Source organism: Paenibacillus sp. lzh-N1 (assembly GCF_002872435.1).
Lineage (GTDB): Bacteria > Bacillota > Bacilli > Paenibacillales > Paenibacillaceae > Paenibacillus > Paenibacillus polymyxa_C.
In genome coordinates this window covers 2,922,634-2,944,227 of the sequence record NZ_CP025696.1, presented here as the reverse complement: position 1 = coordinate 2,944,227, position 21,594 = coordinate 2,922,634, and the positions used below count along the sequence as shown (strand labels likewise).

Annotated in this window: 22 protein-coding genes; 9 read left to right on the top strand and 13 right to left on the bottom strand. The window is 46.9% G+C overall.

All coding sequences use genetic code 11. The features are described 5' to 3' along the window. Positions 1-41: 41 nt before the first annotated feature. The 5 genes from C0638_RS13400 (at position 42) to C0638_RS13380 (ending at position 5,714) form a co-directional block, all read left to right on the top strand. Entirely contained in the window at positions 42-1,967 is a 1,926-nt protein-coding gene (locus C0638_RS13400; RefSeq protein ID WP_082689672.1) for a BglG family transcription antiterminator, read from the top strand. A gap of 200 nt (positions 1,968-2,167) precedes the next feature. After that, positions 2,168-2,536 carry a PTS lactose/cellobiose transporter subunit IIA gene (locus C0638_RS13395; protein ID WP_013372812.1) on the top strand — a complete coding sequence of 123 codons (369 nt, stop codon included), beginning with the start codon at positions 2,168-2,170 and terminating at the stop codon, positions 2,534-2,536. Between the two features lie 16 nt (positions 2,537-2,552). Then, positions 2,553-3,848, top strand: coding sequence for a PTS sugar transporter subunit IIC (locus tag C0638_RS13390; protein WP_025675311.1), 1,296 nt, complete (start codon positions 2,553-2,555; stop codon positions 3,846-3,848). Between the two features lie 72 nt (positions 3,849-3,920). Next, positions 3,921-5,357 (top strand): glycoside hydrolase family 1 protein, encoded by a 1,437-nt coding sequence (locus C0638_RS13385; RefSeq protein WP_040102974.1) that lies wholly within the window; start codon positions 3,921-3,923, stop codon positions 5,355-5,357. 30 nt (positions 5,358-5,387) lie between these two features. Then, positions 5,388-5,714, top strand: a complete 327-nt coding sequence (locus C0638_RS13380; protein WP_040102973.1) for a PTS sugar transporter subunit IIB — start codon at positions 5,388-5,390, stop codon at positions 5,712-5,714. A 69-nt stretch (positions 5,715-5,783) separates the two neighbouring features. On the opposite strand, the gene C0638_RS13375 is transcribed toward C0638_RS13380, so the two are convergent. Further along, positions 5,784-6,713, bottom strand: a complete 930-nt coding sequence (locus tag C0638_RS13375) for an NAD-dependent epimerase/dehydratase family protein (RefSeq protein ID WP_040102972.1) — start codon at positions 6,711-6,713, stop codon at positions 5,784-5,786. Positions 6,714-7,075: 362 nt separating this feature from the next. Between C0638_RS13375 and C0638_RS13370 the strand changes: the two genes are divergently transcribed. The 4 genes from C0638_RS13370 (at position 7,076) to C0638_RS13355 (ending at position 11,214) form a co-directional block, all read left to right on the top strand. Further along, positions 7,076-8,278 (top strand): glycosyltransferase family 4 protein, encoded by a 1,203-nt coding sequence (locus C0638_RS13370; protein ID WP_040102971.1) that lies wholly within the window; start codon positions 7,076-7,078, stop codon positions 8,276-8,278. Positions 8,279-8,489: 211 nt separating this feature from the next. Further along, positions 8,490-9,206: a glycosyltransferase family 2 protein gene (locus C0638_RS13365; RefSeq protein WP_040102970.1), complete on the top strand. Its 717-nt coding sequence runs from the start codon at positions 8,490-8,492 to the stop codon at positions 9,204-9,206. Between the two features lie 12 nt (positions 9,207-9,218). Further along, positions 9,219-10,613, top strand: coding sequence for a glycosyltransferase family 2 protein (locus C0638_RS13360; RefSeq protein WP_040102969.1), 1,395 nt, complete (start codon positions 9,219-9,221; stop codon positions 10,611-10,613). Between the two features lie 211 nt (positions 10,614-10,824). After that, on the top strand, positions 10,825-11,214 hold the full coding sequence (locus tag C0638_RS13355) for a hypothetical protein (protein ID WP_040102968.1): 390 nt from the start codon (positions 10,825-10,827) through the stop codon (positions 11,212-11,214). A 148-nt stretch (positions 11,215-11,362) separates the two neighbouring features. On the opposite strand, the gene C0638_RS13350 is transcribed toward C0638_RS13355, so the two are convergent. The 12 genes from C0638_RS13350 to C0638_RS13295 all read right to left on the bottom strand — a co-directional run bounded on the left by C0638_RS13350 (position 11,363) and on the right by C0638_RS13295 (position 21,564). Next, complete coding sequence (locus C0638_RS13350; RefSeq protein ID WP_058711997.1) at positions 11,363-12,082, bottom strand: glycosyltransferase; 720 nt, start codon at positions 12,080-12,082, stop codon at positions 11,363-11,365. Beyond that, on the bottom strand, positions 12,079-13,107 hold the full coding sequence (locus C0638_RS13345) for an NAD-dependent epimerase/dehydratase family protein (RefSeq protein WP_058711996.1): 1,029 nt from the start codon (positions 13,105-13,107) through the stop codon (positions 12,079-12,081). The genes C0638_RS13350 and C0638_RS13345 overlap by 4 nt, the downstream gene beginning before the upstream one ends. Beyond that, positions 13,068-13,922, bottom strand: a complete 855-nt coding sequence (locus tag C0638_RS13340; protein WP_040102965.1) for a dTDP-4-dehydrorhamnose reductase family protein — start codon at positions 13,920-13,922, stop codon at positions 13,068-13,070. Before C0638_RS13340 ends, C0638_RS13345 begins: the two co-directional genes overlap by 40 nt. Then, a complete protein-coding gene (locus C0638_RS13335) occupies positions 13,919-14,905 on the bottom strand; it encodes a polysaccharide biosynthesis protein (RefSeq protein WP_013372825.1) in 987 nt (328 codons plus the stop codon). The genes C0638_RS13340 and C0638_RS13335 overlap by 4 nt, the downstream gene beginning before the upstream one ends. Next, a complete protein-coding gene (gene wecB, locus C0638_RS13330; protein WP_040102964.1) occupies positions 14,898-15,989 on the bottom strand; it encodes a non-hydrolyzing UDP-N-acetylglucosamine 2-epimerase in 1,092 nt (363 codons plus the stop codon). The genes C0638_RS13335 and wecB overlap by 8 nt, the downstream gene beginning before the upstream one ends. 121 nt (positions 15,990-16,110) lie before the next feature. Next, the gene (locus C0638_RS13325; protein ID WP_040102963.1) at positions 16,111-17,760 is read right to left on the bottom strand and encodes a glycosyltransferase; all 1,650 of its coding nucleotides are present in this window, start codon (positions 17,758-17,760) and stop codon (positions 16,111-16,113) included. Between the two features lie 56 nt (positions 17,761-17,816). After that, positions 17,817-18,950: a CgeB family protein gene (locus C0638_RS13320; protein ID WP_040102962.1), complete on the bottom strand. Its 1,134-nt coding sequence runs from the start codon at positions 18,948-18,950 to the stop codon at positions 17,817-17,819. 33 nt (positions 18,951-18,983) lie between these two features. Continuing rightward, positions 18,984-20,075 (bottom strand): CgeB family protein, encoded by a 1,092-nt coding sequence (locus tag C0638_RS13315; RefSeq protein ID WP_058711995.1) that lies wholly within the window; start codon positions 20,073-20,075, stop codon positions 18,984-18,986. Between the two features lie 182 nt (positions 20,076-20,257). Next, positions 20,258-20,617, bottom strand: coding sequence for a FliH/SctL family protein (locus C0638_RS13310; RefSeq protein ID WP_155617182.1), 360 nt, complete (start codon positions 20,615-20,617; stop codon positions 20,258-20,260). Then, positions 20,565-20,915, bottom strand: coding sequence for a hypothetical protein (locus tag C0638_RS13305; protein WP_013372832.1), 351 nt, complete (start codon positions 20,913-20,915; stop codon positions 20,565-20,567). Before C0638_RS13305 ends, C0638_RS13310 begins: the two co-directional genes overlap by 53 nt. Next, positions 20,915-21,247, bottom strand: a complete 333-nt coding sequence (locus tag C0638_RS13300; protein WP_013372833.1) for an alpha-helical endospore appendage domain-containing protein — start codon at positions 21,245-21,247, stop codon at positions 20,915-20,917. The genes C0638_RS13305 and C0638_RS13300 overlap by 1 nt, the downstream gene beginning before the upstream one ends. A 29-nt stretch (positions 21,248-21,276) precedes the next feature. Further along, positions 21,277-21,564 carry a hypothetical protein gene (locus tag C0638_RS13295; RefSeq protein ID WP_013372834.1) on the bottom strand — a complete coding sequence of 96 codons (288 nt, stop codon included), beginning with the start codon at positions 21,562-21,564 and terminating at the stop codon, positions 21,277-21,279. Positions 21,565-21,594: the final 30 nt, after the last annotated feature.

Sequence of the window (21,594 nt, the reverse complement as noted above, 5' to 3'; positions counted from 1 at the left end):
TGTATACTGTTCATCAGAACAGCTCAGAAAGGGGGTTCGTTTTGCGTATTTTTGATATTCTACGTATATTGGTTGCTGAACAGATGATCAAGGGTGAACATTTGGCGAATGCATTGAAGGTATCTTCTCGAACCATACGAACAGATGTAAAGGAATTGAATGCACTGTTGTCACGGCATGGAGCGGCTGTCAAACCCCTTAAAGGAACAGGCTACAAGCTAGAGATTCAGGACGAACAAGCATTTCATCATCTGCTGAAGCAATTAAAGGACTATGAAAACAATGTGCCCCATCTATTAGCGAGTTCTTCTGAAGCCAGACATCGTTTTTTAATAAAAAAACTGCTGCTTACTCATGCATACGTCAAACTTGATGATTTAGCTGAGATGCTGTATGTTAGCCGATCTACTTTACAGAATGACCTCAAAGAAGTGCGCAAATTACTGTCAACTTATGGACTATCTCTGGAGAACAGACCGTATCATGGTATTCGAATTAAGGGGAATGAGGCCAAGCTGCGTTATTGCATTTCCGACTATATATTTAACAGGACAGATGAAATAGGCGGGCAACAGATGCCCCACCCTTCTTTGATCTCTAACGAAGAGCTGGAACTCATAAGAGAAGTGATTCTGGATCGGATTGAGTATCATGATATTCAGTTGTCAGACATTGCCCTGAATAATCTGGTCATTCATATCGCTATAGCATGTAAGCGTATTCGTGAAGAGAGGTATGTATCGTATTATCCTCAAGAGATGAAAAAAATCGAAGCGCAAAAAGAGTTTAGGGTCGCGACTGAGATCGTATCTGCTCTGGAACAGAACATGAAACACTCCTTTCCACTTGTTGAAATTGCGTACATTGCTGTGCACTTGCTGGGTGTAAGGACCGTTGTCAGGGTCCATATGGATGAAGTAGAGATTAAAAAAATTATTGATAAAAATATTTACGAACTGACGATCGAAATATTAGACCGAATCGATCAGCAGTTGAACATGAACATTCAAAACGATCAAGAATTGCTGATTGCATTTTGCCTTCATCTCAAACCAGTCCTGAATCGTTATCAATACGGAATGAATTTGCGCAACCCCATGCTGGATGAAATCAAAGCCCACTACCCGCTTGCTTTTGAAGCAGGCATCATTGCTGCGGAAGTTATCAAACAGCGACTTCATATACACATCGAGGACAATGAAATTGGGTATTTAGCCATTCATATCGGAGTCGCAATGGAGAGAAAGAAAATGGAGGGCACACCCAAAAGATGTATGATCGTATGTGCATCTGGACTCGGTAGCGCAAAGCTGCTGTACTACAAGCTTCAATCCGTTTTCGGTTCCAGGCTGGAGATCGTAGGAACCACTGAATTTTATAAGCTGAGGCAAATGCCGTTGGATGCATTGGACTTTATTATTAGCACGATCCCCATATCAGAACCGCTTTCTATCCCCATGATCCATGTGAATACATTTTTGGGCAGTTCGGATATTACTAAAATTGAACAAGCCATCTCAGAGTCAAAACTTCCTGCTGTACAATATATACGAAAAAAATTGGTCTTTCTTCAGCAGAAGTTGGATAACAAACTGCAAGCACTTGAATTCATAGCCGAAAAGATACAAGAAGCAGGTCTTGTAAAAGGTCCTTTGTTGCAATCTGTGATAGAGCGTGAAGCTGTTTCCCCCACTTCATTTGGCAACTTTGTCGCGATTCCGCATCCGCTGGAACCTTTTGCTGATTCCACGTTTTGGGCCATTTGTACATTACAAAAAGCTATCGACTGGGATGGCAAGCCCGTACAGTTTATTTGCATGCTCTGCATACAGCGCACCAAATCAGAAGATTTACAAAGTATGTATCATATTTTGCTTAACATTTTAAATCATGAAAAGCTAGTCCAGCAGCTTATTCGCTGCAAAACATACACGGAATTCGTAGAGGTGCTGCATAAAAATAGTTGAAAATTAGCAGGATGCAAGTAAAGGAGAAATCAGAAGCCTATATGGCAGGGATTTCTCTCTTTTTATGTTTAGTAATAGAGATATCAACTAGAAAGACCGATTGATTTCCGTTAAGAAGAGGAAATAATATGCGTTATGTTGAAAGCGATTCCAAATTATAATGGCGATACGAGCAAATGAATGAAAGGAGTCAAGAACATATGAATAATGATGAATCAGTAGAACACGCTGTGAACATGGAGGACATGGATGATACAGAGATCGTATTCCAAATTATATTATACGCTGGGAATGCGCGCAGCTCGGCGATGGAAGCGATTGAGCTTGCAAAGGCGGGCAAATTTCGGGAATCCAAAGAAGAACTGGCCTCAGCTAAAAAAGAACTAGTGTCTTCCCACAAAATTCAAACCAGAATCATTCGTAAGGAAGCAGCCGGTGAAAAAACAGAGATGTCCGTCATGATGGTGCATGCCCAAGATCATTTGATGAATGCCATCACCATTCACGATATGGCCTCAGAATTTATAGACCTGTATGAACGCATTGATCAGCTCGGATTAAAATCGTAGAGGGAGGGCGCTAGCCATGGCTTTCAAAGACAAACTGATCGATGGTCTCACCTCGGTGGCAAATGCAATTAACAATTTTAAATATATAATAGCAATCAAATCGGCTTTTATCACCTTAATGCCTGTTATTATTGTGGGTGCCTTTGCTGTACTGATCTCCAATATGGTCATGGACCCAGTCAATGGTCTGGCCCATTTTAAGCCATTCTCATTCCTAGCAGAGTACAAACCGATTTTCTCAAGCATTAACTATGCCAGCTTGAATATCCTCACCATTCTAGCTATTTTTATGATTGGCCTGGAGCTAGGAAAAATTAATGGAGAGAAAAATCTTTTTCCTGGTTTACTTGCCCTCATCTGTTTTATCTCTGTGACACCAACCACAATCGAACTGATGGTTAACGGAGAAATGCAAAAAGTAACGGACGTCATCGCCCGTCAATTCACAGACACCAAAAGCTTGTTTTTGGGTATTTTCATAAGTATCCTATCCGTTGAGCTATACAACAAACTGGGCAAGTCCGATAAGCTAAAGATTAAAATGCCTGAAAGTGTTCCCAGCAATGTAGCCGTTTCTTTCTCCGCACTCATCCCTTCCATTATTACGGTAACTGTTTTCTCGATGCTTGGATTCTTTTTTCATAAATTTACGGGGCTCTACCTATACGATGCTGTCTATAATGTGGTGCAACAACCTCTGGAGACCATAGTCCAAGGGCTGCCAGGTATACTGGTACTCATGCTGGTTGCGCAAACCTTCTGGGTGATCGGTATCCACGGAAACCAAATGGTAAAGCCCATCCGTGAACCTCTGCTGCTTGGAGCGATTACGGTCAACATGACTGCATATGATCAAGGGCTCCCCATTCCGAACATTATTACGATGCCTTTCTGGGATGTATACATGAGTATTGGAGGTTCAGGAGTTACGCTGGCCCTTTTGATCAGTATTATGATCGCTTCCAAGCGTGAGGATATGAAGGAAATTACCAAGCTTTCACTTGGGCCAGGTCTGTTTAATATTAATGAGCCTGTCATTTTCGGACTTCCAATTATGCTGAATCCATTGATGGCGATTCCTTTCATTATAACTCCACTCATCACAGGAACAATTGGTTACTTCTCGACGTTGCTTGGATTCGCAGGTAAAGCTGTCGTTATGGTTCCGTGGACTACTCCGCCTATTATTAATGCCTACCTGTCTACAGGTGGAAGCATTGGCGCCGTCGTAACGCAGATTATTTGTATTATGGTAGCCATTATCATTTATTTTCCGTTCGTCAAAATTGCCAACAAGCGAACGACTGAATAATGCGCTACTGTAGAGATACACCCGTAGAGGATCGCCTTGGGGAATCTATAGAATGAAAAGGAGAAGCATGTCATGGCTAAACACACAATACAAATTCCGCCGAATTTTATTATGGGAGCAGCGGCTTCCGCCTGGCAGACAGAGGGTTGGAGCGGTAAACAGGAAGGTCAAGACTCGTATCTGGACTTATGGTACAAAAATGACCGCTATGTCTGGCACAATGGATATGGACCCGCAGGTGCAACCGATTTTTATAATCGTTATGCCGAGGATATTGCCCTGATGAAGCAGATTGGGCTAACTCATTATCGCACTTCTATTAACTGGTCCCGCTTCTTAACGGATTATGAGAATATTGTGGTGGATGAAACCTATGCGGATTATATGGGCAGGGTCATTGACGAGTTGATTGCAAGCGGAGTCGAGCCGATGATTTGTCTGGAACACTATGAATTACCTGCTTATTTGCTCGACAAATATGAGGGCTGGTCTTCCAAGCATGTGGTAGAGCTGTTTGTGAAATATGCGGAAAAGGTGTTTGAACGGTACGGGGATCGGGTCAAGCACTGGTTTACGTTTAATGAGCCCATTGTTGTACAGACTCGCGTCTATCTGGATGCCCTTCGCTATCCCTATGAACAAAATACGCGGAAGTGGATGCAATGGAACTATAACAAAACGCTGGCTACCGCGAAGTGTGTACAGCTTTTCAAAGCCAAAAATTATAGTGAGAACGGGGCTAAAATAGGGGTTATTCTGAATCCCGAAGTGACCTATGCCCGATCCAGTGCCCCTCATGACCAGTATGCAGCACATGTGTATGATCTATTTTACAATCGAGTATTTCTGGACCCGCTTATTAAAGGCGAATACCCGCAAGAATTGTTCGAGCTCATGAGCAAGCATGATATTGCCTTTGAAGCTACGGCGGAGGAACTGGCCTTGATTAAGGAAAATACCGTTGACTACGTTGGAATCAATCTCTATTATCCCCACCGGGTCAAAGCGCAGAGTAAAGCGTGGAACGAAAACATTCCTTTTCACCCCTCTTACTACTACGAGCATTTCGACCTTCCGGGTAAAAGAATGAACAAGTCACGAGGTTGGGAAATTTATCCTAAAATTGTTTACGATATGGGAATGCGTATCAAGAACGAATATAACAATATCGAGTGGTTTGTTGCGGAAAATGGCATGGGGATTGAAAATGAAGCTGCTTTTAAAAATGAGGAACACATCATTCAGGACGACTATCGCATTGACTTTATAACTGAGCATTTATACTACACGTTACAAGCCGTAGCAGCAGGCTCCAACTGTACAGGTTATATGCTGTGGGCCTTCACAGACAACGTTTCTCCTATGAATGCTTTTAAAAATCGCTATGGACTGGTGGAAATTAACCTGGAAAATGATCGAAGTCGACATTTGAAGAAATCCGGCTACTGGTATCAAGCTGTTATCAAGGAACGCTTGTTTGTTGCTAATCTGGATGAAGAGTATAAGTAGTTAAAATAAATTTCTGGAGGCGCTCTTGATATGAAAAAAATCATTCTGGCATGCTCTGCGGGGATGTCGACATCCATTCTGGTTTCCAAGATGAAAAAAGAAGCCGCAGCGAGATCCATAGAATTGAACATCGAAGCGATCCCCGAAAGCACTATTAAGGAAGAGCTGGAAGGCATGACAGAGCCAGTGATTGCTATTTTACTCGGACCTCAGGTGCGGATGCGTAAAAAGCCAGTAACTGAAATTGCAGCTCCCTATGGCATCCCTGTAGATGTTATTGACACGTTGGCTTACGGTAGAGGAAACGGTGCGGCTGTCCTCGATCAAGCCTTCATGCTGGCTGGCGAGAACCTATAATTTCTGTTCAAACTGAAAAGAGGCTGAGAGTTCCCTCAGTCTCTTTTTTGATCCTCGCGCTCGTTAGCCCTAGATGCCTTCTTTGTCCGTGTCCATACTGCTCACGTACGTTTCCTTTAGACCGGCAGAGATCCCGTATAGCGGTTCCCAATGAAGCCAATGTCTGGCGACTGCGTTGCTCAGACAGCTATGGTGAATGTCTCCCGCCCGCGCCGGTGAATACACAGGCCGCACAGACGAACCGTGCAGCTTTAGTAAATCATAGGCCAGCCGATTGATGGACGTCGTTCGTCCCGTACTTACATGCACTGTGCGTTGATCCGCTGCATGTATAGCCGCCATATTGGCTCGAACTACATCCTTGACGTACACAAAGTCACGGGTTTGCGTCCCGTCGCCGTGAATGAGCAAGGGGCTGCCTTTTTTCAGCCGGTCCATAAAAATAGCGACTACACCGCCCTCTCCCTTCACGGCCTGGCCGGGGCCATACACATTTCCGTAACGCAAAATCGTGTAGTTCAAGCCGTACAAGCGATGAAAAAGCCGAATATACGATTCTGCGGTCAGCTTGGACAGTCCGTAGCCTGAAATGGGCTCCACAGGATCGTCTTCCTGAATACATTGCTTTTGCAGTTCTCCGTATACGCCGGATGTGGAGGCAAATATGATTTTCAACACACCCGCTTTACGACAAGCCTGCAACAAATGGATCGTCCCCAGCACATTCACATCCGCATCCTCATCAGGGTGATGGATGGAATGCTGCACATCAGCCTGTGCAGCCAAATGAAACACAATGTCCGGGCTTTCCCGAATTAGCAGCGTCCTGGCTTCAGAGCTGCGAATATCTGCAATATGCATGACCGCGCGCGGATCTACATTTGCAGCATTCCCGGTCGTCAGATTATCCAGCACATGTACTCTGATGCCCGAGTCAGCAAGCGCACGTACCAGCTGGGAACCAATAAACCCTGCTCCCCCGGTGACCAAAGCCTTCACTAGTGCCCCTCCTTTCAAACCTGAACGGGTCGGCGCTTGGGCCTTACCAGCAACTACGGAGACAGATGCATCCCTCACGTTGTTATGACAGCATGACAGGCCCATATGTGCTCCCCTCTTCACATTATTTTATGCGTTGCTCCATAGCTTGGCGCAGGCACAAGCACACACAGGCACCGAAAACGATCATTTCACACACATGAGTGCCCACATAAAAATTAAAACTATTATATATGACTACCTTGCAATGAATAATACATGGGTGAATGGTCGTGTCGACAGATAGACATTGCACATATAGTAAATTACCTATCCAAAGGAGGTGACAATCATACCCGAGAAGTGCATAGGGTATGTAGCCCGTGAGCGTAAAGTCTAAGGTTATGTTATTCTCACATATTTGCCATCCGGCTCGAATGTCGGGTGCCGAGAAATGGCTACTTTTTTTAGCTAAAACCCTTAGCGAGCAGTATGAGGTTGTGCTGGTTGTTCCCTGTTGCGGCATGCTGTCAGTAGAAGCAGAAACTAAGGGGATACGTATAGCCATTCAAGATTCTCCACTGCTATGGTCTTTGTATGAATCTTCGCAAGCTATGCATCAGGAATTTGCAAAACAAGAATCTTCTAATTACTACCAATCCCTATTAACACTTCTGCACATTCACAGGCCGGATTGGGTGATGGTTAACACATCGGTTAATGCATTGCCTGCGGCTGCGGCAAAAAAAGCAGGCATTCCCGTTGTTTGGATAATAGACGAAATCTTGTATCCAGGTGCACATCAGATTGATGCAGTACGGATGGTAAATCATTATGCAGATTGGATTATCGGTATATCAGAAGCAGTACTTGCACCTTTTAAGGGTTCAATAGTTAATAATAAAAATAGGCTTATATATCCTTCCTGGAATGATGCTGAATTGCACCCTGAAAGATGGGAGGAAAATCGTCGTTGTCTGAGGGGAGCCCATAATATCGGCGACCACGAAACGCTAATAGGACTCATAAGCGGAATGATCTCCGTCCATAAAGGAATTGATCAATTTATCTATATGGCCGATATGCTAATGTCACACTTTCCTCAAGTGAAATTTCTTATTGCCGGAAGTCCAGAAATAACAGAATACTTCAATAAATGCAAAGTATTGGCGTATTCAACATTAGATCCATCTCGCATTATATTTCATTCGTTCGAAAGCCACATTGAACAATTATACCCTGCGCTTGATGTCGTAGTCGTACCTAGCATGATTGATGAAGGATTTGGAATGACTGCTCTTGAGGGGATGATATTCGGCAAACCAGTAGTTGCTTATGACTCAGCAGGACTTGGTGAGCTACTCAAAAATACGGGGAATGAGAAGTTTTTAGTGCCTAAAGGTGATGTGGGCGGACTTTGGCAAATAGTTGTTGACCTCCTTCAAAATAAAGAGCGCATGTTGGAAATAGGAACTAAAAATCGCAAGGCATCCATAGAATCTTTCGGCATAGATAAATTCCAAAACCGGTTTAATAACTTGCTTCAGGAAATTGACGCTGTCGTTTATGGTTTGAACCAGCAATAAAAAGTTCAATCACCAATTAGATCATAACGTACATCTGAGCACTCTAATCTAAAAAAGGGGCAGTTACATTAATGAGATGTAAATTGCCTCTTTTTCCTTTAAATAAACTCCCCAAAATGAAGTACCACGGGCAATCGTCCACAATTATGAATTCGTTTTAACATACCGTATGGTGGGGAGAAAGCACATGAAGATTGCGGGGTGAGGAAACGTGGAATCGTTGCCGAAAGTGAGTGTCATCATTCCGTTTTTCAACTGTCCGTACGTAGATCAGGCTGTAGCCAGCGTCTTAAATCAAACTTATCCGAATATCGAAATTATTGTTGTAGATGATGGGTCAACTATGCACCAGGAACGTTTGATCCCTTATATGGATCGCATTTATTATCTAGGAAAGATGAACGGCGGCACGGCAACCGCGCTCAATTATGGTATACAAATGTCCACCGGAAAGTATACTGTTTGGCTTAGTTCAGACGATATGTTTTATTCGACCAAAATTGAACGTCAAGTGAATTTTATGGAGCAACATCAAGCTGAGGTCAGTTTCACCGATTATCATGTCATTAACAAAGCAAACGAGGTAATATGCCGCAATGCAACTGCCAAATTTACGACAGTACGTTCCTTTATTGAGGCATTTTCTTCCTACTGCCCGTTAAATGGCTGTACGGTGATGATGAAAAAGGATTATGTTCGTAACATTGGATACTTCAATGAGAAGCTGTTATACACTCATGATTATGATTTTTGGATTCGTGTAGTATTGAACCATACAGAATTTCACTATTTAGATGAGCCTCTCACTGCCTACCGTCGTCATGAACAAATGGGTACGGTCCAGCATTACCAAGCTATTGTACAGGAATTAGAAACCATCAGACAGACATATCAGCACCAATTACAAGTGGTTCTGAATACTCTTTAAGGAGAGAATTTTATGCTGGTCAGTATCGTTATCCTTACGTTAAACAACTGGAAACTAACAGAACGGTGTCTGGATAGCATCGTGCGCTACACTACCATTCCTTACGAATTGATCTGTATTGACAATGGATCGACAGACGGTACTCAACATCAACTACGTCGTCGGGAGAATGTACGTTTAATTGAGAATGAAACTAACCGTGGATTTGCAGCAGCTTGTAATCAAGGTATTAAGGCATCTATAGGGGATACTATTCTCCTGCTCAATAATGACACGATGGTATCTCACCATTGGCTGGAAAATTTAATTCATGCACTTTTTAGCTCAGCGGATATTGGCATTGTCGGTCCTGTGTCCAATATGGTGATGCCAATGCAACGCCTTCCCATGTCCTATTCAACCACAGAGACATATCATGAATTCAGCAAAAATTTTAATGTCACTAATCCCTCACTTTGGCGGGATGCAACGGCTTTAAGCGGATTTTGTATGTTGTTCCGTCGTCAATTGATAAGTCAGATCGGGTATTTAGACGAAGCATTCCCGGGAGGTGGCTATGAAGATATTGATTTCGGGTATCGGACACTAAAAAAGGGATTAAGGCTCCTCATCGCAGGAGACAGTCATGTCCATCATGAGGGTAACGCAAGTTTTACACATAATTCAATCGATATAGTTGAATGGGGACAGAGAAATCGCCGAATATTTCTAAGAAAATGGCATTTTAACCCTGAACGCCTCATTTACACATTAGATGAATACTTTTTCCCCGGACAGTTTACTACGGGGCATCCGCATCATCGACCTAAGGATTCTTCCTTACCTAATGGAATACTCATTCGAGACTCCAAAGGAAATATTTATCAAATCGAGAAAGGACTGAAGCGGCTTGTCGAGTCGCTTGATACTTTTCATGCTCTTCATTTTCGTCTTGATCGGGTAATCCAGCTGTCGGATGCCACGGTGACCAGCTTCCCCGACGGCAAGCCGTTATTGCATAATGGCCAACTTCCCGAGCATTTCCCAGCGGTTTACATCGCCAGAGATCCCATGAACGGTATGCACCTGATCAGCCATGGTCTGCGCTATCCCTTCAGCGATTTCGAAACGTTCCGTTTGCTGGGCTATGAGGTCAACGAATCGATTCCTCTTTCATTCGCGCAGCTGGAGACTTTCCCTATTGGTCCACCTATTGATACCAATGTTTTCGAGGAGCATGAGCTGATCGATTACCGGTTGTATATGGGCCCGGATCACGAACTATATTATGCAGAGGGCGGATGTTTGCGCCCCATCCCCAGTAACAGAGAGCTTCATGTGTTCAGGTGGCATACACAGCCTCCTATTCCCCTTCCGACGGATGTATTTAACCGAAGCCCACAAGGTCCAATGATCGTGGCTTTATGATGATTAAACTACAGGCTGGTTCTTTATAGAACCAGCCTGTAGTTTAATCATCTTTTCGCGACATACAGCGGTAATAAAAGTCGATGGGCAATGTTAATTGCGGGTATTGGACAAGCCGTGATTCCTTAATTTGTACTAAACACCTCTATATATTAACACACTCTATTACTACTCTTTCTTCATATATTGGTATTACAAGGAGGTGAGAAATATGGCCGTTTTTTCGTTAGGAGCCGTTGAAAACCTTAATCCAGATGGCACTTTCATTTCGAGCTCTGTTGTAATACGTATCAGTAATACAACAGCAGCTCCACTTGTACCCATCATTGTGAATGCGTACAGTGCGCCCGGAAGCCCACCGACAGGTACGGTGTCAATCTTGTATTTCACAACCACATTTGCCCTGGGTGCGCCAAATTCAGTTGTTACACTTACGATTCCTACTGTAGTGCCAGCATATGAAATTAGAGTTTCATCTCCAGTCGCAGCCGGATTCATAAGTGCCATCTCCATTGAGGCTCAAGGAAAAGATGCTGCTGGCAATAACGTACCAGAGCATACATTCCCGTCCGGTGACTGGGAATCGGTATCTATTGTGTAACGGTTTGCATCATGACAAAGTATTATTTTCCTAACTAAGATGACTCTCCCTACCATCACTAGTGATTTGTAATTGGCCTGTGAATCTGCGTGCTCTATACAGGCACTGCAGGTCACAGGCTGAAAATTTTTCAATATTCTGATTTGTACTACATAGCTGCAAATCCGTTCAGCAGCTCAGTTAAGCTGGTTCTGTAGCGTGCCTGGGTAATTAAGTATTCCTGTTCAATGACGTGCCGATGCTTGTTCGTTCCCATCTCATCATGCCAACGGTAGTTTACCAGCACTTCGTTTAAAAAAGGAAACTCGTATCCTGCCAGTATAACTCTGTACCACATATCCAAATCGTGGGTATACGTCAGCAGCTCATTAAACAACCCTATCTCCGTAAACAGCTCTTTTTTGAACATAACCGTGCATCCGTTTACCGGGTTACCCTTCAGAAAAAAACGATAAAATTCCTGTATCGACGGAAGTACCGGTCCCGCCTGGTATCTTGTGATTTGGCTGTATTCATTGATTGTGTTGAAGTTGGTGTGAGAAATATGTGCACCTTGCTCCAGCATAAAGGAAACCTGATTGTTAATTTTATCCTTGTGGAAGGTATCATCCGAGCTGAGCCACGCAATATATTCACCGCTGGCATGCCGGATGCCGTGATTAAGCGCGCTGGCCGTTCCACCGTTCAATTTACCTAAATAATAGATATATTTACGGTAAGGATGAAGCATTTCAGTATGCGTGGTTGAACCATCATCGACGACAATGATTTCAAGCGGGCCGTAGGTTTGCTCCAGTGCGCTTTGCAGTGCTTGATCGACGTACCTGCAGTTATAAAACGGAATTACGATCGTTACACTCGGTCTCATCTCGTTTCTTCCTTTCTGGCTCGGCTGTAGCGAATCATATCCTTCAGTGATTGCCCTAACGGAATGGTTGGCATCCAGCCCAGTTCCTCTAGTTCCTTTGCCTGATATACATCCGTGGTCGCCTCTTCTGCCACATCTCCCCATTGTATGGCAACAGGGGTGTCTGCCAACGCAATCATACGTTCTACGATATCCCCCAACTGCATCATCTTGCCTGAGCAAACAGGGTATACACGCCCCGGAACACCTCGCTCCAGTAGCACGCTATACGCTCGGACAGCATCGCGCACGTCCAGAAAATCTCGCTGCGCATGCCGTGAAGAAACCTGAAACGGAGTCGGTGCAGAAACGGAAGCAAGGGCAGGGGGCTCTTCATTCTGCACGTCTCGCACGCTCTGCTCGGTGCGTGCGATATAGCCTGCCAACAGTGCACAGAAACCCGTGGAGGGACCCGGGCCGATCAGATTGCAAGGCTCCGCCAGCATGACGGATTGATCGAACAGCGCACCCCACGAAAGCGCGACTGCCTCTTGAAGGCTTTTGCTGAGGCTGTACGGGTGCGGAGGATAATACGGTGCCTGCAAAGCCGTCTTTAGGCGAGAACCCGCCACTACAATTCGGACTTTGGGGAAAGAGCGCAGTACATCCAGCAGATACAATGTGGACAGTACATTGGATTCCATGTACAGTAGTGGACTTTGCCATGATTCAGGCACCGAATTTTTACCGCCCAGATGAAGCACATAATCCGGTGCAATTTGGCGGATTACTTCGCCAAGACGTTTCTTATCAAGCAAATCACATACATAAGGCGTGATACAGACGTGAGTGCCGACATCCGGACTAGGGTACTCATCATCTCCAGCCAGTGAGGTCAGCTTTGATGCGGAAGCGGCAGTGCGAGTCAGCGCCGCCACCTCCCAGCCGAGCTGTGCAAAATAGAGGCAGGCGTGCATCCCGGTATAGCCTGCCGCTCCGGTAATGACTATGACAGGCCGACGTTGTTCCGCTGTGCTTCTGTCCATTCCAGCAGCTCCTTCAGCATGATGCTGTAGTGAGGAACATCGTAGAGCAGATCGGCCCGGGTAGAACGAAGCGTCCGATCCTGCACCGGCTCATCTTTCGGCACGATCCGAATATCCTCCCTCTTCCAGATGTCTTTGAACAGCAGTAGTAAATCATGTTTACTGATCGGTTCGGGGTGAACCAGATGAATGAGTCCGTCTAGCGGCTCATTCATAAGCACCTGTATCGCTTTAGCCAATTCCAGTGTCGTGACTCCGTTCCAAAAGACACGGCGATATCCGTCAACATCTCCGCTCTGCTGCAAAAACCAGTGCAGCAGACCAATGCCTTCCCTCCGAATTTCCGGACCGATAATAGAGGTACGAATAGTCAGATGCCCTGCCGCCTTTACTTCTCCGAGTATTTTCGTCACAGCATAGGCGCTTGTCCCGTCAGGCTGATCCGTCTCCTTGTACAAACCAGGAGCACGCTTTCCCTCGAATACACAATCCGTGCTGATATGAATGAGTCGGGCACCGATGCTGTCCGCCGTCCGCCGGAGAAGATGCGGCAACAGTCCATTGATTTGGTATGCTGTAATCTGATCCTCCCCGGCATACTGATTCAGCACACCCACCGCGTTGATGATGACGTCTGGCCGCACACTGCGAACCAACTGCTCTACCATAAAGCTGTCTCTTACATCCAGCAGCAGACCGCCTTTATTTTCGGGATCACGGGTGGTATAGAAGACGTTATGCCCGCCCTGATTTTGAAAATAATCGACCAGGACATGGCCCGCCATGCCGTTACCACCCAAAATAAGCAGCTTCATTTAATGAACCCCCCGCTCCGGAGGATAGTTCGAATTTCCTCTTTTGACATCAGATTAAACTCCGAGCTAAAGCTGCTGAATGATACCGGAGGACACTGACTATAACGGTCTCTTAATTGGGGGATGTTCAGCGTTGGGAGAATGACCAAATATTGCTCGTCATACACAACCGTTGTCAGGCTTTCAAAGTTACTCATCAAAATCTCATGAATTTTTTCGCCGGGACGGACACCTTGCTCTACAATTTCTACGTTTTCCACGCCCGAATCTTCAATGAGCACCTCAGCCAAATCCAAAATACGACAGGTTGGCATGGTCATGATAAAAATTTCCCCGCCGACACTTTCCACCGAAGCTTTGAACAGGAGACTGATCGCATCACGCAGGGTCAGGAAAAAACGGGTCATTTTCATATCCGTAATAGAAACCTTCCCCTTTTGGCGAATCTGGTTTTGAAACAGATGCACTACGCTTCCGTTTGTGCCCAATACATTACCGCCTCGTACCGTCACGAACCGTGTATCACTATTCAGCAGATTGGCGTAGACAATCAATTTTTCTCCAATCGCCTTGGTCATACCGTAAAAATTGGACGGATTCGCGGCTTTGTCAGTCGATATATATATAACTTTCTTTACCTGATTGGCGACAGCGGCCTCAATCACGTTTTGGGTGCCTACGACATTGGTTTTGAGTGCTTCATAGGGCTGATCCTCACAGACAGGTACGTGCTTGAGAGCCGCCAAATGAAACACATAGTCCACACCCTGACAAGCGGTAACCAGCGCGTCCTTATCCCGGATATCTCCAATACAGAAGCTGAGCCGTTCATCCTCAAACTGCCTGTTCATGGCAACCTGACTCGATTCTCCACGTGAATAGATAATGACCTCTTTGGGGTTACGCGGCAGTAACTGGGTAACCAGCTCATGCCCCCAAGAGCCGGTACCGCCGGTAACCAAGATACGTTGGTTTTCAAACATGCCGTTTCCCTCCAAGCAAAAATTTGACTACCTTATCCGATACATCTTCCGCCAGATAGCCTGCGGGACACTGCCACTTATGGTTCATCCCGGTCATTATAGCTACCGCGGTTGCTATAACCTCGCCATCAAGACCGGACACGATATTGCTGCCGCAATCTACCGTTTCCGGCCGTTCGGTCGTACGACGCATCGTGACGGTCGGCACCCCCATGACACAGCATTCTTCCTGTACGGTGCCGCTGTCCGTCAAAGCGCAGCGGGCATGCCGCTCCAGCAGAACGAAGTCAAAAAAGCCGAACGGCTCGTGAAATTCTACCAGCGGATCAAGCTGGATCGGCGGGTGGCTTGCGATCCGAGCGGCGGTGCGGGGATGGATACTGCAAATGACCCGCTGCCCGAACTGCCGGGCTACCCGGTTAAGACCATCCAAAATAGCCAGCAAATGTGGCGGATGGTCGACATTTTCAGCTCTGTGGGCAGTGACCAAGAAATATTTCCCCGGCGACAATCCTAACTTTTTCAAAATTTCGCTTCCAGATATCTCTTTCTCATAGTGCTGCATTACTTCATAGATCGGATTTCCAGTCAGTATAATTCGTTGGCTTGGAAAGCCTTCACGTAGTAGGTGCTGCTTGCTTTGCTCTGTATAAGGCATATTAATGGTAGAAATCGCGTCGATGACGCGCCGGTTCTTCTCCTCCGGCACATCCAGATCATAACAGCGGTTCCCAGCCTCCATATGCACAACTGGGTAACCCATACGTTCCGCAAGCAGGGCACATAAGGCGCTGTTCGTATCACCGAGCAATAGTACATGATCTGGGCGTTCCTTATTTAAAATGTCCTCCATCTGCGAGTACATGGCAGACAGTTGTTTGCCCAGCGTTCCCGCTTTCTCCTGAAGCACATAATCCGGGGCGCGCAAACCCAGCTCGCGGAAGAATTGTCCGCTCAGGCTTTCCGTATAATTTTGGCCCGTATGCACAAGCACATGTTCATCTGCATAGTGGTCCAGCTTCGGAATAATCAGGCTGAGCCGTATAATCTCCGGTCTTGTGCCGAGCACGGTCAATATTTTCATGGTTTTGGAACCCACCTTTGCTGTCGTTGTTTCATTGAATTGTGGAGTTCAATGAATAATAGCCATCCAGCAGACTGGCTGCGCTCCGACTTATCGTTCATCTCAAGCGGTCCGGCGTATTTCACCCGGACCGTTGTTTGGAATGCTGTCTGGCCTTGAGTGTGACTCGCTTCTGCTTGTGCGCTTTGGATCGCCGTGACTGGAGCTTGAATTTCCACTTGAGCTTCTGTCTGGACTTGGATTTTCGATATAATGGGGACCCGTGAATTTTCTTGAGACGGCTTCTGCCAGCGCTTCTCTTATACCTGCGACTCCGCAGTCTGGTATGCTTGCGGCCCTTTGGGCATCTTGCCCGAATACTACGTTTGCGGCGAGGCAACTCAGATGTTGGCTCAGGCAAAGGGGGGACTGGTTGTGGCAAACCCTGAATGGCTGCATATTCGATTGGCGGCAGACCCAGCACCGGCAGTTGATTAACGACCGATTCGGGAAATTCTCGAACGGTGTTGAGATAAGCCTCCGGTATTGCAGTGACCTGACGCAGGCCTTCGCCTTCCCTCGTCCATACAGGACCACCCGGCTGCTGAATCAACGGGAACCAATGCGGATGATGACATACCCATTGACTGACCATAACGTGCAGACTGCTTCGGTAGGAATCAGGTCCGTAGACACGCGTAGCCGCACTGTTGTTACGCACACCAATTCGTTCCGCTTCCTCGGAATGATCGAGCAGATAGCCTACTTTTTGCGCCAGCATATCGCTGTTGCCTGGCTCTACCAAAAAATCTGCATTTCCGGTCGCCTCCATTAATTCCACAAGTCCGCCCTGCGCAAAGGCTACTACGGGTTTGCCGTACACCAGCCCCTCCAGAGCCGTCATACCAAAGCCTTCCTCCACCATACTAGGGATCACCACAATATCCATTGCGCTATAGGCTGTTGAAACAGATTCCTCGAATGAACTAAATTGGAAGCGGCGGCTATAACGAGACTGGCGAATCAAAGAGACACATTTTACGTAATACTCGGAATCCACTGAGCTGCCGATGATCCAGAAACGGCACCGCGAATTGGTTTCACACAGCTTTAGAGCCATGTGGACAAAAGGCAACAGCCCTTTGGCTTCGTAGATAAAGGAAGAAATATAACCAATGCAGATATGAAAATCTCGCAGTCCCAGCTTTTCACGTTTCCTTCTCCGTTCCAGCACATACTCTTTGGGAGACGGCATATTCATATCCCGGCAAGGAGGCAACATCGTATGCGGACGTGTCAATCCCCCGCCATGCAAAGGGCGCATAACAGCCTGCGAAATGCCAATGACCCACTGGCTATAACGCTCGATAATCGAAACAGAAATCGGCGTATGCTCATTCTGGTTAATGACCTCGGTTATTTTCCAGATCACCGGGATATTAAGCTCTTGGGCAACCATCGCGGGCATGACGTTCACACAGGTATTGACCAGCACTACATCAGGTCGAGCATGCCGAAGCATCTGGTGCAGTGGTGCATACGCCACATGGTTCCGCAAATTCTCCGCATCCTGCGCCAATCCCTCATAGGGGGTATACATGCCATGCAGCATGAACAAATTCTGAGTCTGAACAGCTATCCCGCGCTTGCGGGCCATTGAGGTCAGCCGTCCTTCACCAGGCGTTACGAGAATGCAATCGAAATACGTACGCATGTCTAGACAAAAATGCAGTAGCAGCTTTTCCGCCCCTGTAATGCTGCGGACGTTGCTGACATGGCTGAATAGCATCATTTTCGGCTTGATCGGAGTTCACCTCCTTTAAAATAGCAACCATCGTCATGTGTATCTTATGGGAAGATGATCGATAGCATTTGGTCAATCCGGTGACCATACGTGTGCTCCCGCAGGGTTCGTTCCAGAGCACGCAGAGCAATCTCACGGCGCTCCTTTTCATGCGTCAAATAAAACTCAACCTTCTCCAGCAGTTCCTGCTGAGAACTGTAAGTTTCAATCTCTTCCCCTGGCTTGTAAAAACGAGCCAGATCGTCTCTTGTATCCGTCAGTTGCAACGTTCCGCTGGCGGAAATTTCAAACGTGCGGGGATTTGGCGAAATCCCCGGAATTTTCAGTGAGTTGTTGTTCACCGAATCATCCTGATGGGAACGATGAAGATTAATTACGATTTTGCTACCGTTATACGTATCATTGGTCTCGCCCGGAGACATCCAGCGGCCCAGCTCAATTTTGTCACCATACGACTGATAATCCGGAAGACGATCCCACCAGATTCCATTGATTTTAATGTTGCGGGCCATAAGCTGCGGCATAATCGGATTGAAGAAATAGATGCGATTCCAGTAGGCTGAGCCTGTAAATCCAATCTCACGTCGCACTGAAGCAGGCGAGCTGAGTGGAAAATAGTGAGTCAAAAATGCCCCGAATGGCAAGTAGTGCACCGACGTGCAGCCCAACTGACGATACAGTTCTATACAGTTCATTTCTAAGGTGAACACATAATCATAATTCGTCACCATTTTGGTCGTCGTATCGGTGTAATAGGGATCGTCCGTCAGCCAGATGGCAGTGGGAATGCCCAACTGGCGTACTGCAGCAACCTGCTCTAACGGTAGATCCATCCCATCCAGTGCCAGCATCAGATTCGGACGAAGCTGAGCAGCAATATCTCCTACCGGCTGGCGCGGGTCTGTTACGGTAACCTGAGCCGTCATACTCTGCAATGTGGTAATGACCGCCTCATCCAGCGGAGAATACGGAAGGCCTTTGCCCGAGACGACATACAGTACATGGATCTGTCGAAAAGGGAACGTTACTTTTGTTCGCGAGACAATCGCGTTAGCGCGTCCGCGCAGGTATCCCTCGTCGTATCCGTCATGGATCCCCGCAGCTCTCCCCTTCTCCCAGGAGGCCGCCGCCGTCTGGTGAACAGCTGGGTCATACGGTCCTGTCGTAGATATCGTCATCACTTTCACTCCTCACTGTTTATGGTGTTTACTTTAGGCCATCGCCTTGTCCAGCAATTCTTCCATACGATTCGAGTACCTATGCTTTTGCATGGTGGTGTGCAGTGCGCGCCAAGCTATGCGTTCGCGTTCCCAGTCATGCTTGAGATAATAGTCCAGCTTCACTTTCAGTTCCTCTGCTCCCGTGAAGGTCTCAATGTCATAGCCTGGTTGGTAATAACGGCTCAGATCCTTCCGCACATCCGTCATTTGAAGCGTCCCGCAAGCAGAAATTTCGTATGTCCGAGGATTGATGGACTCCGCTGACAACTGGTGTGTATTCCGATTATCCAGTCCGGGGTCTGTCGGGCGGTGCATATTGATGACAATTTTGGAACCGTTATAATATCGAGCGGTCTCTTCCGGCTCCATAAAACCCGGACGGATAAAGCGTTCCAGCACATCCCGCCGGGTCAGCCGCTCCCAGTGCCCACCTACGATCAGCACTCTTTTATCCGCCAAGAAGGGAGCAAGGTAGTCAAACAGCTTCACACGGTTCCAGAAGGCATTTCCAATGAAGCAAATATCATGCTGATGCTCACGTTCTACCCGCCGGGGATAAAAGATACGGGCTGACACAGCAAGCGGCATATAGTGGACCCTCGTTACTCCCTGATCACGATAAAACGGCAGACAAGAATTTTCATGCGTAAAAACGACATCGTAGGATTGACAGATCAACGCCGTATCCTCCGTAAAGTAGGGATCATCTACAAACCATATGGCCGTCCGAATGCCCATGGCTCGTATTTGTTGTACCTGCTCCAGATGATCGTCCGGAAACACATGCAGCCCATTCATGACCAGTACGAGATCTGGACGGTGAGCCTTAGCGTCAGCCAGCATCGTGGCAGGAGTACCGACGGCGCATGAGCTGCATATTTGACTTAATGCCTCTTGCACACCTGTGTCTATAGCTGCGAAACCTTGCGGAATATACAACACTTTCAACTGGCGAACAGCAGGTTGTATTGCCACGACCTGTGACAGAGCAGCCGTGCAACCGCCCATTCTGCGTCCTTCCCGATAGCCACATCGGTATGCTTCGCGTTCATTTCCGCTTCGTTGATCATTCACATCCTTCACCCTGTCCTGTTGTAGGATAAACTTCTGTCACTCCTAAACTATATGCACAGGGGTCAAACGCATCATGGACGACTGCCACTGCCCGGACAAAATTGGCGTTTGCCCGTCCAACTGCCCAAACGCAAATAACCCCGAAGCTGCTAGGCTTCGGGGGGTTAACCGTAATAGATGATTTTCATAGTTTACTGTGCCTTGTAAGCGACCTGGTGGCCATCTTCATAACCTTTGGCAAAGCCTGAATTGAAACCCTCATTGTAAGCAGCATCATATCCCTGCTGGAATGCCTGCGGGTCATGCTCTAATGCAACAGGAACGGGCTGTGGGTTCTCCGCAGAAGGAGCTGCGGCCGGGTTAGCTTGAGGTTTTTTCCGCCGCCGCAGAAGAGAACGTCTTCTACGTACTGAATTAAGCCCCCTTTTACGGCGTCTAAGAGCAAGCAGACGTCTTCTTCTCCGTTTTAATCTACGAATGCTAGAACGCCGGGCATCTTTACGTCTTTTGCGGGCTTTGTCTCGAGCTGTGCGTTCCCACCTTGTACTCATTTTCATTCCTCCTTTGCTTTCTCGTCTTGGTTTCATTTTTTTGAACAGGCACATGGAGCCATGGCTTCGTTGGTTTCCCATATACCTGTCTTCTTAAAGGAATACCCGCCAACATTTTCGTGATTTCTCCCTGGTAGTTGCTGAGTATACGGATGGTCTCTTCCAGACGAGGAGCCGACATATCCGCATGGGGCGTCAAGTCCGCAAGACTGGTCAGCATCCGGGCAACGGCGTGCTGGCTGGCAGCAATAGACTCCATCATATCCAGCTTAATCTCACGTTCACGCCTCATGCTCATTAGTTCATATCCCCCGAGCCCATGCCTCCCATCATCCCTTCCATTCCGCCACCCTGCTGCTCATCCTGGTCCAGCAATGCTTTGAGATTACTGCATAGTCCAGTCTGAAGCCGGGTTAATCCCTCCAGCATTTCCACCATCTGCTCGTGAATTTCCAAAGGCCGTCCCAACTGCTCTTCATCGGTGTCAAATGCGTGAGGCGCCAGATGGTTCAGCGTCCAATTACGCATTTTTTCTGCTTCGACCGCCTTGGCCTCCAGAATCATAGACACATTCCGCTGCATCTTGGAGGCTGCGTCCAGCATGTGAATCATTGCTTTTTCCCTACTCATGTGTTCACTCCCTACCCTCGATTGTTACACTACTCCTCTTCCGGGTATGCCGTCTCCTTCACGACACGAACGAGCATTTCAGCCATTGCTTCCTGAAGGTCGGCAATACCGTTCAAATAGGCAACAATGCTTTTGTTTACTTGTCCCGAGCTATCAATAATGCCCGGAATTCCATCAAAACGCGGCTCCTCATCCGGCAGTTCATGTATGATCTGTGCCATGCGCACGACCACCTGCCGTTCCGCATCCAGCAACCTCGACATCTGCTGCTGCGAGTGCGAAATATGGATCAGCAAATCATCTAACTCGTTATGCATAAGCCCCTCCTTTATGTGTTCCGCCGTGCG

Coding starts and splice junctions, on each gene's coding strand:
- C0638_RS13360 (WP_040102969.1), top strand. CDS start 9,219: ATGCTGGTCAGTATCGTTATCCTTACGTTAAACAACTGGAAACTAACA.
- C0638_RS13355 (WP_040102968.1), top strand. CDS start 10,825: ATGGCCGTTTTTTCGTTAGGAGCCGTTGAAAACCTTAATCCAGATGGC.
- C0638_RS13390 (WP_025675311.1), top strand. CDS start 2,553: ATGGCTTTCAAAGACAAACTGATCGATGGTCTCACCTCGGTGGCAAAT.
- C0638_RS13300 (WP_013372833.1), bottom strand. CDS start 21,247: ATGAGTAGGGAAAAAGCAATGATTCACATGCTGGACGCAGCCTCCAAG.
- C0638_RS13305 (WP_013372832.1), bottom strand. CDS start 20,915: ATGAGCATGAGGCGTGAACGTGAGATTAAGCTGGATATGATGGAGTCT.
- C0638_RS13385 (WP_040102974.1), top strand. CDS start 3,921: ATGGCTAAACACACAATACAAATTCCGCCGAATTTTATTATGGGAGCA.
- C0638_RS13335 (WP_013372825.1), bottom strand. CDS start 14,905: ATGTTTGAAAACCAACGTATCTTGGTTACCGGCGGTACCGGCTCTTGG.
- C0638_RS13325 (WP_040102963.1), bottom strand. CDS start 17,760: ATGATGCTATTCAGCCATGTCAGCAACGTCCGCAGCATTACAGGGGCG.
- C0638_RS13380 (WP_040102973.1), top strand. CDS start 5,388: ATGAAAAAAATCATTCTGGCATGCTCTGCGGGGATGTCGACATCCATT.
- C0638_RS13320 (WP_040102962.1), bottom strand. CDS start 18,950: ATGACGATATCTACGACAGGACCGTATGACCCAGCTGTTCACCAGACG.
- C0638_RS13295 (WP_013372834.1), bottom strand. CDS start 21,564: ATGCATAACGAGTTAGATGATTTGCTGATCCATATTTCGCACTCGCAG.
- wecB (WP_040102964.1), bottom strand. CDS start 15,989: ATGAAAATATTGACCGTGCTCGGCACAAGACCGGAGATTATACGGCTC.
- C0638_RS13310 (WP_155617182.1), bottom strand. CDS start 20,617: ATGAGTACAAGGTGGGAACGCACAGCTCGAGACAAAGCCCGCAAAAGA.
- C0638_RS13350 (WP_058711997.1), bottom strand. CDS start 12,082: ATGAGACCGAGTGTAACGATCGTAATTCCGTTTTATAACTGCAGGTAC.
- C0638_RS13395 (WP_013372812.1), top strand. CDS start 2,168: ATGAATAATGATGAATCAGTAGAACACGCTGTGAACATGGAGGACATG.
- C0638_RS13345 (WP_058711996.1), bottom strand. CDS start 13,107: ATGGACAGAAGCACAGCGGAACAACGTCGGCCTGTCATAGTCATTACC.
- C0638_RS13340 (WP_040102965.1), bottom strand. CDS start 13,922: ATGAAGCTGCTTATTTTGGGTGGTAACGGCATGGCGGGCCATGTCCTG.